The sequence below is a fragment of the Sphingomonas prati genome, assembly GCF_014643515.1.
Taxonomy (GTDB): domain Bacteria; phylum Pseudomonadota; class Alphaproteobacteria; order Sphingomonadales; family Sphingomonadaceae; genus Sphingomonas_R; species Sphingomonas_R prati.
Window position 1 is genome coordinate 704,010 of sequence record NZ_BMJP01000001.1, and the last position, 15,134, is coordinate 719,143.

General features: G+C 68.3%; 14 protein-coding genes. 5 read left to right on the forward strand and 9 right to left on the reverse strand.

What is annotated here, in order from left to right; all coding sequences use genetic code 11:
- Positions 1-29: 29 nt before the first annotated feature.
- Positions 30-1,457 (forward strand): sigma-54-dependent transcriptional regulator, encoded by a 1,428-nt coding sequence (locus tag IEX50_RS03135; RefSeq protein WP_157175702.1) that lies wholly within the window; start codon positions 30-32, stop codon positions 1,455-1,457.
- Between the two features lie 60 nt (positions 1,458-1,517).
- Positions 1,518-2,933, forward strand: a complete 1,416-nt coding sequence (locus IEX50_RS03140; RefSeq protein WP_157175701.1) for a putative hexosyltransferase — start codon at positions 1,518-1,520, stop codon at positions 2,931-2,933.
- Here the strand turns inward: IEX50_RS03140 and folP are convergent.
- On the reverse strand, positions 2,930-4,030 hold the full coding sequence (folP, locus tag IEX50_RS03145; protein ID WP_157175700.1) for a dihydropteroate synthase: 1,101 nt from the start codon (positions 4,028-4,030) through the stop codon (positions 2,930-2,932). The two genes, IEX50_RS03140 and folP, sit on opposite strands and share 4 nt — an antisense overlap.
- 61 nt (positions 4,031-4,091) lie before the next feature.
- Positions 4,092-5,237: a site-specific DNA-methyltransferase gene (locus IEX50_RS03150; protein WP_373285274.1), complete on the reverse strand. Its 1,146-nt coding sequence runs from the start codon at positions 5,235-5,237 to the stop codon at positions 4,092-4,094.
- A 259-nt stretch (positions 5,238-5,496) separates the two neighbouring features.
- Here IEX50_RS03150 and IEX50_RS03155 point away from each other — a divergent pair, with 259 nt between their 5' ends.
- A complete protein-coding gene (locus IEX50_RS03155) occupies positions 5,497-5,811 on the forward strand; it encodes a hypothetical protein (RefSeq protein ID WP_157175699.1) in 315 nt (104 codons plus the stop codon).
- A 306-nt stretch (positions 5,812-6,117) separates the two neighbouring features.
- Here the strand turns inward: IEX50_RS03155 and rnhB are convergent, their stop codons facing one another.
- From rnhB to IEX50_RS03190, 7 genes are all read right to left on the reverse strand, one after another.
- The gene (gene rnhB, locus IEX50_RS03160) at positions 6,118-6,729 is read right to left on the reverse strand and encodes a ribonuclease HII (protein WP_157175698.1); all 612 of its coding nucleotides are present in this window, start codon (positions 6,727-6,729) and stop codon (positions 6,118-6,120) included.
- A gap of 332 nt (positions 6,730-7,061) precedes the next feature.
- Entirely contained in the window at positions 7,062-7,235 is a 174-nt protein-coding gene (locus IEX50_RS03165; RefSeq protein ID WP_157175697.1) for a hypothetical protein, read from the reverse strand.
- 43 nt (positions 7,236-7,278) lie between these two features.
- Positions 7,279-8,106 (reverse strand): bifunctional hydroxymethylpyrimidine kinase/phosphomethylpyrimidine kinase, encoded by an 828-nt coding sequence (gene thiD / locus IEX50_RS03170; protein ID WP_157175696.1) that lies wholly within the window; start codon positions 8,104-8,106, stop codon positions 7,279-7,281.
- The gene (gene glmM, locus IEX50_RS03175) at positions 8,103-9,443 is read right to left on the reverse strand and encodes a phosphoglucosamine mutase (RefSeq protein WP_157175695.1); all 1,341 of its coding nucleotides are present in this window, start codon (positions 9,441-9,443) and stop codon (positions 8,103-8,105) included. Before glmM ends, thiD begins: the two co-directional genes overlap by 4 nt.
- 223 nt (positions 9,444-9,666) lie before the next feature.
- Entirely contained in the window at positions 9,667-10,965 is a 1,299-nt protein-coding gene (locus tag IEX50_RS03180) for an amidohydrolase family protein (RefSeq protein WP_157175694.1), read from the reverse strand.
- Complete coding sequence (locus tag IEX50_RS03185) at positions 10,962-12,395, reverse strand: amidohydrolase (RefSeq protein ID WP_157175693.1); 1,434 nt, start codon at positions 12,393-12,395, stop codon at positions 10,962-10,964. The genes IEX50_RS03180 and IEX50_RS03185 overlap by 4 nt, the downstream gene beginning before the upstream one ends.
- A complete protein-coding gene (locus IEX50_RS03190; protein ID WP_157175692.1) occupies positions 12,392-13,981 on the reverse strand; it encodes a peptide MFS transporter in 1,590 nt (529 codons plus the stop codon). Before IEX50_RS03190 ends, IEX50_RS03185 begins: the two co-directional genes overlap by 4 nt.
- 131 nt (positions 13,982-14,112) lie before the next feature.
- On the opposite strand from IEX50_RS03190, the gene IEX50_RS03195 reads away from it, so the two are divergent.
- Together IEX50_RS03195 and IEX50_RS03200 are read left to right on the forward strand one after the other, a co-directional pair.
- Positions 14,113-14,685 carry a nitroreductase family protein gene (locus tag IEX50_RS03195; protein ID WP_157175691.1) on the forward strand — a complete coding sequence of 191 codons (573 nt, stop codon included), beginning with the start codon at positions 14,113-14,115 and terminating at the stop codon, positions 14,683-14,685.
- Between the two features lie 36 nt (positions 14,686-14,721).
- Entirely contained in the window at positions 14,722-15,069 is a 348-nt protein-coding gene (locus tag IEX50_RS03200) for a GntR family transcriptional regulator (protein WP_157175690.1), read from the forward strand.
- Positions 15,070-15,134: the final 65 nt, after the last annotated feature.

The following is a 15,134-nucleotide window of genomic DNA, read 5'->3' on the forward strand; positions in this document are numbered from 1 at the left end:
TAGACCCTGGGACAAGGACGATGTCGGCAATGGCCGAGCCAAGCCGTACGCTTCTGCTGATCGACGACGAACCGGCACAGGGCCGGCTGGTCGCCGCGATCGTCGCCCGCGCGGGCTGGCGCACCGTCCGTGCGCGCGATGCGGAGGAGGCGATCGCGCTGCTCGGCGGCCCCGGCACGCCCTCGGTGGATGCCGCGCTGATCGATCGCTGGGCACCGGACGGCCCGGTCGCGAACGACATCGGCGACGGCGTCGCCCGCCTCCGCGCGCACCACCCCACTTTGCCGATCGTCATGATCGCTGCCAGCGCGACCGTCGCGGGCGCGGTCGAGGCGATGCGCACCGGCGCGACCGATTTCCTGGTAAAGCCGCTCGCCCCCGATCGCTTGCTCGCCGCACTCGATGCCGCCACCGACGGCCGCCGCGGCGCCGGCGAACTGCGCCCGCTGACCGAGAAACTGCCGCAGGCGCTGGCCTTCGACGAGATCATCGGCTCCTCCTCCGCCTTCCGCTCCGCCCTGGCCATCGCGGCAAAGGCGGCGCGCGCCCGCGTCTCGATCCTGATCGAGGGCGAGGCCGGCGTCGGCAAGGAAGTGGTGGCGCAGGCGATCCATGCCGCCTCGCCCCGCGCCCGCCGCCCGCTCATCACCGTCAACTGCGCCGGCATCGCCGAAAACCTGATCGAAAGCGAGCTGTTCGGCCACGAACGCGGCGCCTTCACCGGCGCGTTCGATCGCCGCATCGGCCGGTTCGAGCAGGCGGACGGCGGCACGCTGTTCCTGAACGAAGTCACCGAACTGTCGCCCGACGCGCAGGTCCGGCTGCTCCGCGTCCTGCAATCGGGCGAGATCACGCCGATCGGTGCGCGCGGCCACCGCATCGTCGACGTCCGCGTCGTAGCGGGCAGCAGCCGGCCGCTGGCCGAGGAGATCGCCGCAGGCCGGTTCCGCGAGGATCTCTATTACCGCCTCGCCGTGGTCCAGGTTGCGGTGCCGCCGCTGCGCAACCGGATCGGCGACGTGCCCGCGCTCGCCCGCCACCTCCTCGCGCGGATCGGCGACCAGCCCGGCCTGCGCGGCCTCGGCATCACCGACGCGGCGCTCGCGCTCCTCATGCGCTACGACTGGCCGGGCAATGTCCGCCAGTTGCAGGCCGCGCTCTTCCGCGCCGCCATCCTGTGCGACGGCGATGCGCTGACCGCCGACGATTTCCCGCAGATCGCCGCCGCCACCAGCGCGGATCGCACCGCCCCGTCCGGCCTGCCGAGCGGCGGCGGCATCACCCTGTACGAACCCAATGGCCACATCCGCCCGCTCGACGCGATCGAGGCGGACGTCATCCGCCTGGCGATCGGCCATTATCGCGGCCGCATGACGGAGGTCGCCCGCCGGCTCGGCATCGGCCGTTCGACATTGTACCGAAAGCTCGGCGAAATGGGCATCGACAGCGCGGCCTAATTGTCTGACTTTCCGGCCGAACTTCGCCATTTCTTTCATCGTCGCGGGCAGGACACCGGCATGATCCAGATCGCCCGAATCACCGCCTATCCGCTGCGCCTGATGCTCGCCCTGTTCGCGGCCTATGCCGTCTACACGATCCCCTCGCTGCTTCCGCGCTGGGGGGCGTCAGCGGTGGGCATCCCGCTCCTCATCGGCTGGCTCGCGCTCGCCGCGATCGCCCTGCCGCTGGCGCAAGGGCGGTGGCACGGGCGGCGCACCTGGATCGCGCTGGCCGCCATCGTCGTCGCGCTACGCGTCGCCGCGCTCGTTCTGCTGTGGAACCGCGTGCCGTCGGCCGATCCGATCATCTACGTCCAGATCGCGTCGGACATCATCGCCGGGCACGGCCTGTTCTTCGTCGATCCGCGCAGCAACGTCGTGTTCCTGGCGCTGTACCCACCCGCCTACCCGCTGCTCCTGGCCGGGCTCGGCAGCGTGTTCGGGCTGGGCCAGGTCATTCTGTCGCTCAGCAATCTCGTCTTCGACCTCCTTGCCGCGCTGCTGATCGTATGGATCGGCGACCGCGCCGGATCGCGTGCCGGCGGGCTGGCCGCGGCGTGGCTCTGGCTCATCTGGCCCACTTTCGTGTTCGCCACCCCGTTCGCGCAGAAGGAGCCGCTGGTCGCCGTCCTGATCCTCGCGATGATCCTGCGCCTGCTCCGCCTCCGGGATCATCCCGTCCCCGCCTTCCACGACGGCCTTATCTTCGGCGTGCTGGCCGGACTGCTCGCGCTCAGCCAACCCGGCCTCGCGACGCTCCCCGCGACGTTCGGACTTTTCCTGATCCCCGTCGTCGGGTTCCGCCCGCTACTGATCCTCGCGCTGCGCAGCGTGCCTGTCCTGCTGCTCGTCATGGCGCCCTGGTGGATCCGCAACGGGCTGGTCCTCGGCCATTTCGTGCCGCTCACCACCACCGGCGGCCTTGGCCTGTGGATCGGCAACAATCCCAACACCAGCGGCAACTGGATGCCGCTGCCTCCCGGGCTCGCCGCGCTCCCCGAACTCGAACAGTCCGCCCGCGCCGCCGCGGTGGCCAAGGCGTGGATCGCAGCCCATCCGGTCGACATGCTGATCCTCAACGCGACGAAGCTCGTCCGCTCCTTCGCAATCGAACATTTCACGCTGATCCGGCTGACTGCCGTCACGCCCGACTTCCCGGTCGGCATCACCGCCGTCTTCCTGCCGCTGTTCCAGGGCGCGCTCATCGCGGTGCTCGCCGCCACCGCCGCACTCATCGGCCGCGCCCGCCGGATCGCGCACGGCGACTGGCTCGTCCTGCTGTTCGCCGCCGCGATGGCGCAGATCCTGATCTTCGACGTCTGGTTCGAATTTGCCGAACGGCACCGCTATTTCACCATGCCGTTCCTCTTCCTGCTGATCGGCTTCGGTCTCGCCGCCGCGCGGACCGAACCGCGGGTCGTGCCCGCCCGCTAGCTGCGCGGGGTCAGCGCCTCGTCCCGCAACCCGCGCCAGATCTTCAGCGCCTGCACCGTTTCCGCGACGTCGTGCACGCGCAGGATCTGTACGCCCTGCGTCGCCCCCGTCATCACCACCGCCACGGACCCGCCCAGCCGCCGATCGACCGGCGCTTCGTTCGACAGCGCCCCGATGAACCGCTTCCGGCTCGCCCCCAGCAGCACCGCGCACCCGAGCCCGTGGAACAGCGACAGCCCGTTCAGCAGCGCTAGATTATGCGCCACCGTCTTGCCGAACCCGATCCCCGGATCAACGATGATCCGCGACCGTGCGATCCCCGCCGCCTCCGCCGCCGCAATCCGCGCCGCCAGCCAGTCATACACTTCGATCAACACGTCGGCGTAGCGTGGCCGGTCCTGCATCGTCTGCGGGTCACCCGCATGATGCATCAGCACCACCGGGCACCCCGCCGCCGCCACGACCGCGGCGGACCGCGCATCCCACAACAGCGCCGACACGTCGTTGACGATCCCCGCCCCCGCGGCCAGCGCCGCCTCCATCACCGCTGCCTTGCGCGTGTCGATCGCCACCGCGACCCCCGCCCGGGCCATCGGCTCGATCACCGGCCGCACCCGCGCGATCTCGTCGCCCTCCCAGACCACTTTCGCCCCCGGCCGCGTCGATTCGCCACCGACGTCAATCAGCGCAGCACCGGCAGCCGCCATCGCCACGCCCGCATCGGCCGCCCCCGCCGCATCGCCGTCATGCTGCCCGCCATCCGAAAAACTGTCCGGCGTCACGTTCAGGATCGCCATCACCTGCGGCTGATCCAGCCGAACCGTCCGCTCGCCCAGCACCATCGCCGGCCGCGCCGCCACTAGCCGCGCCAGCACCGCCTCGCCCTCCGCCCGCAACGCATCGGGCAACGCGGCCAGCGCTGCATCCAGCCGATCGATCGGCACCAGCACCTGCGCCACCCGCCGCCCCGCCTCGACGCGGATCAACTCGACCGCGGAGAACCAAACCAGCCCACCAGCCAGCCGCAGCACCTGCCCGTCATGCCCGAACGGCGCATCCACGAACCCGGTCGGACGCAGGTAAAGGCCGGTCGTCATCGTATTTTCCTTCGGGTGAATGCCGCCGCCCTAGCGGACGATCGCAACCCCGTCCCGAACCCTACAGCCCGGCCGCCACCAGATGCCGCTGCCGATACTCGTCGATCTGCACCAGCCCGTCGGGCCCGTCGACATGCCAGAACGTCCAGCCATTGCACGACGGCGCACCCTGCAACGTCGCACCCACCTTGTGAATCGATCCGCGCGCGCCGTCCGCCACCAGCGTCCCGTCGCCGCGCACCTCCGCCCGCCAACGCCGCTTCAGGTCGGTCAGGATCGTGCCCGGCGGAATCGCGCCGGTCTCGATCATCACGCCGAACGCCACCCGCGGCGCGCTGCGCTTCGACGGCACCGTCTGCATCGCGCTCTCGTCCAGCGGCAGCGTCGACGCGATCCGCGTCCGCGCCACACGGACATATTTCTCCTCGCGCTCGATCCCGATCCAGCGCCGCCGCAACCGCCGCGCCACCGCACCCGTCGTCCCCGTCCCGAAAAACGGGTCCAGCACGATATCGCCCGGCTGGGTGCAGGCCAGCATCACGCGGTACAGCAGCGCCTCCGGCTTCTGCGTCGGATGCGCCTTGTGCCCGTCATCGTCCTTCAATCGCTCGCCGCCCGAACAGATCGGCAGCACCCAGTCCGACCGCATCTGGATATCGTCGTTCAGCGCCTTCATGCTGGCATAGTTGAACGTGTAGCGCGCCTTCTCGGATTTCGAACACCAGATCATCGTCTCGTGCGCGTTGGTGAACCGCGTGCCCTTGAAATTCGGCATCGGATTGGCCTTCCGCCACACGATGTCGTTCAGGATCCAGAACCCATGATCCTGCAACGCCGCGCCGACGCGGAAGATGTTGTGATAGCTGCCGATCACCCACAGCGTACCGTCGTCCTTCAGCACGCGCCGCGCCTCCGCCAGCCAGGCGCGCGTGAACTTGTCATACGCTTCGAACGACGCGAACTTGTCCCACTCGTCGTCGCACGCATCGACGCGCCCGCCCTCCGGCCGCAACAATTCGCCACCCAGCTGCAGATTGTACGGCGGATCGGCGAAGATCATGTCGACCGACCGGTCCGGCATCCCCTGCATCGCGCTGATGCAGTCTCCGAGCAGGATCGTATCGAGTGACAGCATCGTCAGTTTCGGTCGCGCGACGGTGCGCAGGACGGGCACGTCGTCCATGTCAATCTTGTTCAGCGCACCCATCGTCCGTCCCCGTCGTCGTTTGAAAAGACCCTGAGTCGCCGAGTCGCTCGGGTCAAGAGAGGGGTCGAATCGAACGGCGTGCGGTGCGCGACGGCGCGCTGGAACGAACCGAGTCCGGCTACCGCATGTTGAGTCCACGGGTCGCCGCGGACTCAACATGCGGGGGTGTTGCCGTCAGGACTCGCCCGACCTTTTATTTGTGGCGGTGCCGGAAAAGCCGGGGCAAAGTCGCGTCATCGCTGCCGCATTCGGGAAAAGCATGACGGGACATCTTCGCTACGTGCTGCTCTCCTCACTCGGCGCGCTGCTGCTCGGCGCGCTGCTGGGGCTGTCGACCGTCAACGGCCTGCGCGAACGCACGCTGCCGACCGCGCCGATCTACCCACGCTCCAGTTTCGCCCAGGATCCCGTCCTCGCCGCCGAAGCCCCCGACTGCGCCGGCTGCACCACCTATGACGAAGGCTATCGCTGGGCCAGCGCCCACGCCGTCGACACCGCCGACGCCTGCTTCGCCGACGACTGGGCCTACCAACGCGGCTGCATGGCCTACATCGACGGCCGTAGGCCGGACTAAACACCAAACTTCCAAAAACCGTCCATCCCGAGCGAAGTCGAGGGGCCCTTCGAGCGCAGCCGAGAAGCCAACAGCATCAAGGGCGCAGCGCGGCGGGATTAGCAGCAACAGAGAAGCCGCTCTTTCAGCATCACCGATGCCCCACCCATCCCAACCCCCTTCGGTTCGAGCTTGTCGAGAACGAAGCTCAGTTCGACGGTCCACAGCCCCCCGCCCCGTTTGGTTCGAGCTTGTCGAGAACCCCGCACAGAGTTCTCGACAAGCTCGAACCAAACGGAGGTCAGAACACCGCCAGCCCCACTAACCTCATAACAGCACCAGCTGCCGCACCGGCGCAAAACTCCGCCGATGGATCGGACTGGGCCCCAGCGCCCCCAAGGCCGCCAGATGCGCCGCCGTCCCGTACCCCTTGTTCGAAGCCCACCCGTACCCCGGATGCGCCGCATCATACTCCAGCATCATCCGATCGCGCTCATGCTTGGCCACGATCGAGGCCGCCGCGATCGACAGGCACGACGCATCGCCCTTCACCACCGCAACCGCGGTATGGCGCCACTTCGGCAGGGCGTTTCCGTCGACCAGCACCATCATCGGCTCATGCCCCGCCGCGTCGATCATCGCGTCCACCGCGCGCGCCATCGCCAGCATCGTCGCCTGATAGATGTTGATCGCATCGATCTCCTCCACCGTCGCGATCCCCACGCCGACCAGCCCCCGCACGCGGATTTCCCCGCACAGATCCTCCCGCCGCCGGGCGCACAGCTTCTTGCTGTCGTTGATTCCCTTAGGCGTCCGGCGCCGATCGAGCATCACCGCCGCCGCCACCACCGGCCCGGCCAGCGGCCCACGCCCCGCCTCATCCACGCCCGCCACCGGCGCCGGATGCGTCCGCTCGATCCTGAAACTCGGAGAAACCATGGTGGGCGGACTAGACCTTGCGACGAGGCCGTTCAATGCCGGGACTCCGTCCCCTCACGTCCGAGGCAAGGCAAAACTCACCGTTCATCCCGAGCAAAGTCGAGGGACTTGTCGAGCGCAGCCGAGACGCCGACCTTGCCGCGACGAACTCACGGGGACGCCGGACGAGCGACTTGAAAAGACGCCTGCAGCCAACCCCCACCCCCAACCGGCATCCCGGCGAAAGCCAGGATCTCCCTTGGGCCAGGGGTAAGCGCTTCAACTAAGGGAGCTCCCGGCCTCCGCCGGGATGACGTCACTAAAAACAACAAACGATCGCGGGGGCAAACCCCTCACCCGGCCCGCATTGACTCCACGATATCGACCAGCGTCCCGGCCGAGATCGGCAGCACGAACAGCAGCACCACGATGAACGCGATGACGACCGTCATTACCCGCTCCTGCGCCTTGCGGGGCGCCGGTTCGGGGGTCGGCTGCGGGTTCCAACCAGTCCCGTCGAACGGCATCGCCAAATTCCTTACACGACCCGGGGCCACCCGCGAGTCCCCATCAAACGGACGGTATCGCCGTATCGTTGCCGCTGTCCAGCTTGGACGTTTCGCCCACCCCCGGCGCCAGACCATGCCCCATCGGCCCATGCCCCGCCCCCAGCCCGGGCGCCGCCAGCAACGCATCGCGCACCACCCGCCGCGCCACCGTCACCGCCCGCTCCAGCCCAAGGCCCTGCCCCAGCCCCGTGGCGATCGCACTCGCCAGCGTACAGCCCGTCCCATGCGTATGCCGCGTCTCGATTTGCGGATCGCTCCACGAAACGACGCCCTCCGCGCTGAACAACCGATCGACCAGCTCCACGCCCGCCGCATGGCCGCCCTTCACCAACACCGCGCCACCATGCAGCGCCACCAGCCGTGCCGCACCCTCCGCCGGATCGTCGGTCCCGGACAGCGCCGCCAGTTCCGGCAGGTTCGGCGTCGTCACCGTCGCCAGCGCCATCAGCCGCCCGAACGCCGCGATCGTATCGTCATGCGCCAGCACCGCACCGCTCGTCGCCACCATCACCGGATCGAACACGATCGGCACGCCGGCCAGCCCCGCCAGCCGGTCCGCCACCGCATCGGCCACCGAAGCCGATCCGATCATTCCGATCTTGACGGCATCGACGCCGATGTCGCTCACCACCGCGTCGATCTGCGCCAGCACCATCGCGGCCGGCACCGGCATCACGTCGGTCACGCCCAGCGTGTTCTGTGCCGTGATCGCGGTGATCGCTGTCATCGCATGGCCACCCAGCGCCATCACCGTCTTGATATCCGCCTGGATCCCGGCGCCGCCGCCGCTGTCCGACCCCGCGATCACCAAGATGCGGGCGACGCTCACGCCGCCGCGCGCCGCACCGCCTGGCACACCTCCTCGACCACCTCAGACACCAGCGCCTCGTCCTCGCCCTCCGCCATCACGCGGATCAGCGGCTCGGTCCCCGACTTGCGGATCAGCAACCGGCCCGTGCCGACAAGCCGCTCCTCCGCCGCCGCGATCGTCTTCTGCACGCCCGCATCGTCCAGCGGCTGCCCGCCTGCGAACCGCACATTCTTCAGCAGTTGGGGCAACGGCTCGAACTGGCGCAGCAACTTGCTCGCCGGCTTGCCCTCGCTCACCAGCGCGGCCAGCACCTGCAACGCCGCGACCAGCCCGTCGCCGGTCGTCGCATAGTCGGTCATGATGATATGCCCCGACTGCTCGCCGCCCACGTTATACCCGCCGGCGCGCATCGCCTCGACGACATAGCGGTCGCCGACATTGGTCCGGTGCAGCGTCAGCCCCTGCGCCTCCAGATGCCGCTCCAGCCCCAGGTTGGACATCACGGTCGCCACCACACCACCGCCGCGCAACAACCCGCGCCGGTGCCACGATACGCCGATCAGCGCCATCAGCTGGTCGCCGTCGACGATCGTCCCGCGATCGTCCACCACGATCAGCCGGTCCGCGTCACCATCCAGCGCGATGCCGATGTCGGCGCGCGTCTCCAGCACCTTGGCGCGCAGCGCGGCCGGGTCGGTCGATCCGGTCCGCTCGTTGATGTTCGTCCCGTTCGGCGTCACGCCCAGCGCGATCACGTCGGCGCCCAGTTCCCACAGCGCAGACGGTGCGACCTGATACGCCGCCCCGTTCGCGCAGTCGACCACGACACGCAGCCCGTCGAGCCGCAGATTGTCCGGAAAGGTCAGCTTGGCGGCATGGATATACCGCCCGCGCGCATCCTCCACGCGCCGTGCCCGCCCGATCTGTTCGGCCGGCGCCAGCGTCGGCGTCCCGTCGAGCAGCGCCTCGATCGCCAGCTCGTCCGCATCGCTCAGCTTGTAGCCGTCCGGCCCGAACAGCTTGATGCCGTTGTCCGCGAACGGATTGTGGCTGGCCGAAATCATCACGCCCAGGTCCGCCCGCATCGAGCGCGTCAGCAACGCCACCGCCGGCGTCGGCATCGGCCCGACCATCACCACGTCCATGCCGACCGAGGTGAACCCGGCGACGAGCGCGGACTCGACCATATAACCCGACAGCCGCGTATCCTTGCCGATCACCACCCGGTGGCGATGCGCGCCGCGCAGGAAATGCGCACCCGCCGCCTGGCCGACCTTCATCGCGATCTCCGCCGTCATCGGCGCCTGGTTCGTCCGCCCGCGAATGCCGTCCGTGCCGAAATATTTGCGTGCCATGAAACGGTCCTGTGGTTGGCTAAGCGAGGCCTAGGACGGCGTCACTAGCGCATTCCGATGAAGTTTTCGTAGCCCCTGCAATCACAGGATCGGTCCGAAAGTTCCCCCGCGGACGCGGGGGTCCAGCTTGGATGCCGACGTCGGCAGAAGAAGACTGGATCCCCGCCTTCGCGGGGATACCATCACGAACAGCGCTCGCAACGCCCCGCATCAAGGACGGCAACTACCGCTCATAAGCCTTGGGCAACGCACCCTCCTGCGGCACCGCATAGCGATCACGCAGCTTCGTCTGCCGGTTGACCAGCGACTGTTCCACCCCGTCGATCATCACCATCACCGGCGCGGACGAGACCTCCAACGGATCGCCGTCCCAGATCACGACATCTGCGCGCCGCCCGGGCCGCAGCGATCCGATCTCGCCGTCCAGCCCCAGCGCGGCCGCCGGCGCCGAACTGATCGTCGCGAACGCATGGCCCCAGTCGAGCCCGGTCGCCCCCGGCACGCGCGTCAACGCCACCAGATTGCCGGCATATTGCTTGATCAGCCGCGCCTGCCGCGCCTCGTCGTCGTTGATCATGCCGATGCCGACGGTCACACCCGCCGCCTGCAACCGGCCGATGTTGGACTGCGTCGCAGCCAGCGCCTCGAAACTCGCGGGCAGATCGGCCAGCGCGGACGCCAGCACCGGCACGCGCGCCGCCGCGATCTGCGGCGCCACCATCCACGCCTCCGACGCGCCGACCAGCACGAGCTTCAGCGACGGAAACTCGCGCACCAGATCGAGCACCTGCACGATGTCCGACGCCCGCTCGACATGCACCAGCATCGGCACGCGCCCCTCGACCATCGGCACGAGGGCCGCGGCGTCGAGCTTGGTCAGCATCCCGTCGGTGATCCGCCCGCCGGCCTGCCCCGGATTGCGGGCATAGCCGCGCGCCTCCTGCAACGCGTTGCGGAACATCGCGAACGCCGCCGGGCGACTGCCGCCCGCGGTCGCCGCAGCACTCTCACCGAACTCGACAAACTGGAACGCCCGCGGCCGCATCACCGCATTCGGGTCCATGCCCAGATCGATCACAGCGCCCTGGCCTGCGAAGATCGTCTTGCCCGTATCGGGTGCGACGACAGCGCGCGTGATCCCTTCCGCACGGTTGATCGCGATCGGCGTCTCGCGCGGGTTCACCGCCAGCGACACGTCGAGCGCCGCGGAGAAATCGGACTTGTCCGCCCCCGCGTCGTTCGTCTCGCGCACCCCGTCGACCTCGACGATGCCCAGCCGCGTAAAGCCTGCGACCAGCCCCGGCGACACCCACTTGCCCTGCGCATCGATCACCCGCGCGCCGCCCGGCACCGCGACGCCGCGCCCCGCCGCCGTCACGCGCCCGCCGCTGATCACGACCGTCCCGCCGTCGACCGGACCGCCGCCATCGCCCACCACCAGCTTGGCGTTCGTAATCGCCACGGTCTGCGCCGCGAGCGGCGTCGCGCCGAGCAGCGCGGCGATCAGAGCAAGCCGCTTCACTTCACGTCCCCTTCGCCCGGCTGGCCCAGTTCGAAATCCGACACCGGCCGCCGGCGCGGATCCATCGCGTCATACATCAGCGCCCCGTCGATCCAGACCTTTTCCGGCCGGGTGTAGACGCTCAGCGGATTGCCGTTCCACAGCACCACGTCCGCCATCTTGCCGGGTTTCAGGCTCCCCGTCCGGTCCGCGATGCCCATCGCCTTGGCCGGATTGATCGACAGCCATTCCCACGCCACTTCGTCCGGGATCACGATCCCCATGCGGCGCCCGTCGGCCAGCGTCTTGGCGACTTCCTGGTTCAGCCGCTGGATCCCGTTCGGATCGTCCGAATGGATCATCGCGCACGCCCCGGCCTTCTGCAGCAGCGGCAGGTTCTCGTTGACGGCGTCATAGCCTTCCATCTTGAACCCGTACCAGTCGGCCCACACCGCGGCGCAGATCCCGTTCGCCTTCAGCAGGTCGGCGATCTTGTACGCCTCGATCGCATGGTGGAACGCGGTCACCTTGTAGCCGAATTCCTTCGACATATCGATCACCTGCGCCATCTCGTCCGCGCGGTAACAATGGTTCTGCACGGTGATCTCACCGTTCAGAACACCCATCAGCGTCTCGTTGCGCAGGTTCCGGCCCGGCTGGTCCGCCGGCTTGGCGGCCCCGTCCTGCACCTTTTTCTCATACGCATCCCACTTGCGCTTATATTCGGTCGCGTCGATCCAGGTCTGGCGGTCGAGCGCCATGTTCCCCATCCGGGTCTGCGGCAACTGCCCCTTGGATCCGTAGACGCGCTTCGGATTCTCGCCGCACGCCATCTTCAGGCTGTACGGCGCGCCCGGAAACTTCATCCCCTGCGCGGTGCGGGCATAGACATTCTTTAACGTGACCCCGCGCCCACCGAACAGGTTCGCCGAACCCGGTAGAATCTGCAACGTCGTGACCCCACCATTGGTCAGCGCACGGCTGAACCCAGGGTCCTGCGGCCACACGCTATGTTCGGCCCACACCTCGGCGCGCACCGGCCCGGTCGCCTCGTTCCCGTCGGACAGGGCCTGCACCGACGGACTCGGATAGTCGCCCAGATGGCTGTGGATATCGATGACGCCCGGCGTCACCCACTTGCCGCGCCCGTCGATCACGGTCGCGCCCGCCGGCGCCGCGATCGTCTGCCCGACCTCGACCACCTTGCCGTCCGCGAACAGCACCGATCCGTTGTCGATCCGCCCGCCCTCGCCGTCATACACGGTCACGTTCGTCACCAGCGTCGGCACGCCGGGATAGCGGCGATAGGTCGACGGATAAGGATCACGATCGAACGTCGGCTTGGCATTCCCCTTAGCAGGCGTCGCGGCGGACAAGCTCCTCACCGGCGGCGTCTGCGCGCACGCGCTCAGCGCGAGTGCGGCGCATGCCGTCATCCAGACCCGTTTCATGCCTTGTGTTCCCCCTCGGTACGCGTGCCCGCCGCGGCCGGTTCGGCAAGCGTATCCTGCCCCGCCAGCACCGGATCGCCCGCCTTCATCAGTTCCAGATGCATCAGACGCACGACGAACGGCGCGATCAACAGCACGACGACGCCGATGACGATCGAAACCCAGCCGATCCGGCTATACACCTCCAGCACGCGCTCCGGCCCGACATTCTCGCCGCCGGTCGCCTGCGCGATCTGCCCGGCCAGGAAATTGCCCGCCGCGGTCGCCAGGAACCATGTGCCCATCATCAGGCCGACCATGCTGCTGACCGACAACCGCGTCATCGCCGCCAGCCCAACCGGCGAGAAGCAGAGCTCGGCCGCGGTGTGGAAGAAGTACAGCAGCAGGATGAACATCGCCGGCGTCGGCGCACCGGGCGTCAGTGCCGCGCCGAACACCAGCACCAAGAACCCCAGCCCGATCACGATCAGCCCGATGCCGAACTTGAACGGCGCACTCGGCTCCAGCCGCCGCCGGTCGAGGAACGTCCACAACGCCGCGAACACCGGCGCCATCAGGACGATGAAGATCGAATTGACCGACTGGAACAGCGACGCCGGGATCTCGTACCCGAACATCGACCGGTCGACCGCACGATCGGTATAGACGTTGAGCGACGACCCGGCCTGTTCGAACAACGCCCAGAACAGTGGGCACAGCGCGATCAGGAACAGCGCGCCGAACACCCGGTCACGCTCCACCTTGGGCAGCGTGAAGACCGCGCGATACAGGATGAACCCGATCGTCGATGCCGCGAACACCACCAGCAACGTGCCCACCACGCCCTGGCTCTGCAGCAGCCACCACGCCACCGCGACCGCGGCGAACGCACCGAGGTAGATCGCCCACTCGCGCGACACGCCCACCGCGGTCCGCGCACGCAGCAGCACCGGCTCCGGCGGCTCGCCCACGCCCATCAGGTCCTTGCGGAACAGCACGAACACCACAAGACCGAGCAGCATCCCGACCCCGGCCGCGCCGAAGCCCCAGGACCAGCCGACCGTCTCGCCCAGCAGGCCGCAGATGATCGGCCCGCTCGCCCCGCCGATGTTGATCCCCATGTAGAAAATCGAAAAACCCGGGTCGCGTCGCGCATCGCCGCGCGGATAAAGCTGCCCGACCAGCACCGAGATATTGGCCTTCAGGAACCCGGTCCCGACAATGATCGACGCCAGCCCCAGGTAAAAGCCGTTCAGATATCCGCCCTGCGTCCCGACCGGGCCTTCCAGCAACCCGATCATGAGATGCCCGACCGCGATGAACAGTCCGCCGACCAGCACCGCCCGCCGCGCGCCCAGATATTTGTCGGCCAGATACCCGCCGATTACCGGCGTGACATAGACCAGCGACGTATAGGCCCCGTAGATCCCGTAGGCCGGCTCGTCCCCGAACAGGAAGTGCTTGGTCAGGTAGAAGATCAGCAGCGCCCGCATGCCGTAATAGGAAAACCGCTCCCACAATTCCGTGAAGAACAGCACGAACAGCCCGCGCGGATGGCCGAGGAACGTGGGCCCCTGCATCGCGGTCGGGGGGAAGGATGTGGCCATGGACTGGACGGCTCCGCATACGGGACAAGACAGGACCGGGCGGTGCCGGTCGATTGGCGCGGAGACTAACGGACAAATTGCGCCTGGGAAGAAGATTGTTGCGTCGCCATGACACTGGTAGCAGGAGCAGCATGTTCAACGACACGTCCAGCGCCACCGCGCTCCTCGCCACGCGCCGCTCCGGCAAGCCGCGCGACATGGTCGCCCCCGGCCCGGATGAGGCGCAACTTGGCCATATCCTGGCCACCGCGATCCGCACGCCCGACCACGGCAAGCTCGCCCCCTGGCGCATCGTCGTCATCGACCAGGACCGCCGCGCCGCCTTCGCCGACCTCTTGCGCGCCGCCTATCTCGCGCAGAAACCCACCGCCAGCGCGAAGGAGTTAGAGGCCGCGGACCAGTTCGCGTACCAGGCCCCGACGCTCGTCGTCGTCCTCTCCGCGCCGGTCCTCGGCAAGATCGAGCTTTGGGAGCAGGAGCTTTCCGCGGGCGCAGTCTGCATGAACCTGCTCGCCGCCACCCATGCCGCGGGCTTCGTCGGCGGCTGGCTGACGACCTGGGCGGCCTATTCCGACATGGTGCGCGATGCGCTGGGCGGCGGGCCGGACGACCGGATCGCCGGTTTCATGTTCATCGGCACCCCCTCCCGCCCGCTCGACGAACGGCCGCGCCCGACACTCGACAGCGTTGTCACCCGCTGGTGATCTTGACCGTTCCACCGTGTTAGTACAGTGTGGCGCATGGCCGAACAGGATCGCCCCGTCTATTTGCGGCTACGGGACCGCATCTCCGATTCCATCCTCGACGGCCGCTACCGCGACGGTGATCCGCTCCCGTCCGTCCGCGCCTTCGCCGCCGAACAGGGCGCCAACCCGCTGACCGTCGCGAAAGCGTATCAGAGCTTCCAGGAAGACGGCCTCGTCACCGTCCGCCGCGGCGTCGGCATGTTCGTCGCCGACGGCGCCACCGAACGCCTCCGCCGCACCGAACGCCAACAGTTCCTCGACCAGGAATGGCCCCAAATCACCGCCCGCATCCGCCGGCTGAGGCTGGACGCCAACGATCTGCTGACGAAGGTCGAGGCCTAATCACGCACAACAGAAAGCCCCCTCCCTTTCAAGGGAGGGGGTTGGGGGTGGGTGCAACAGCACCA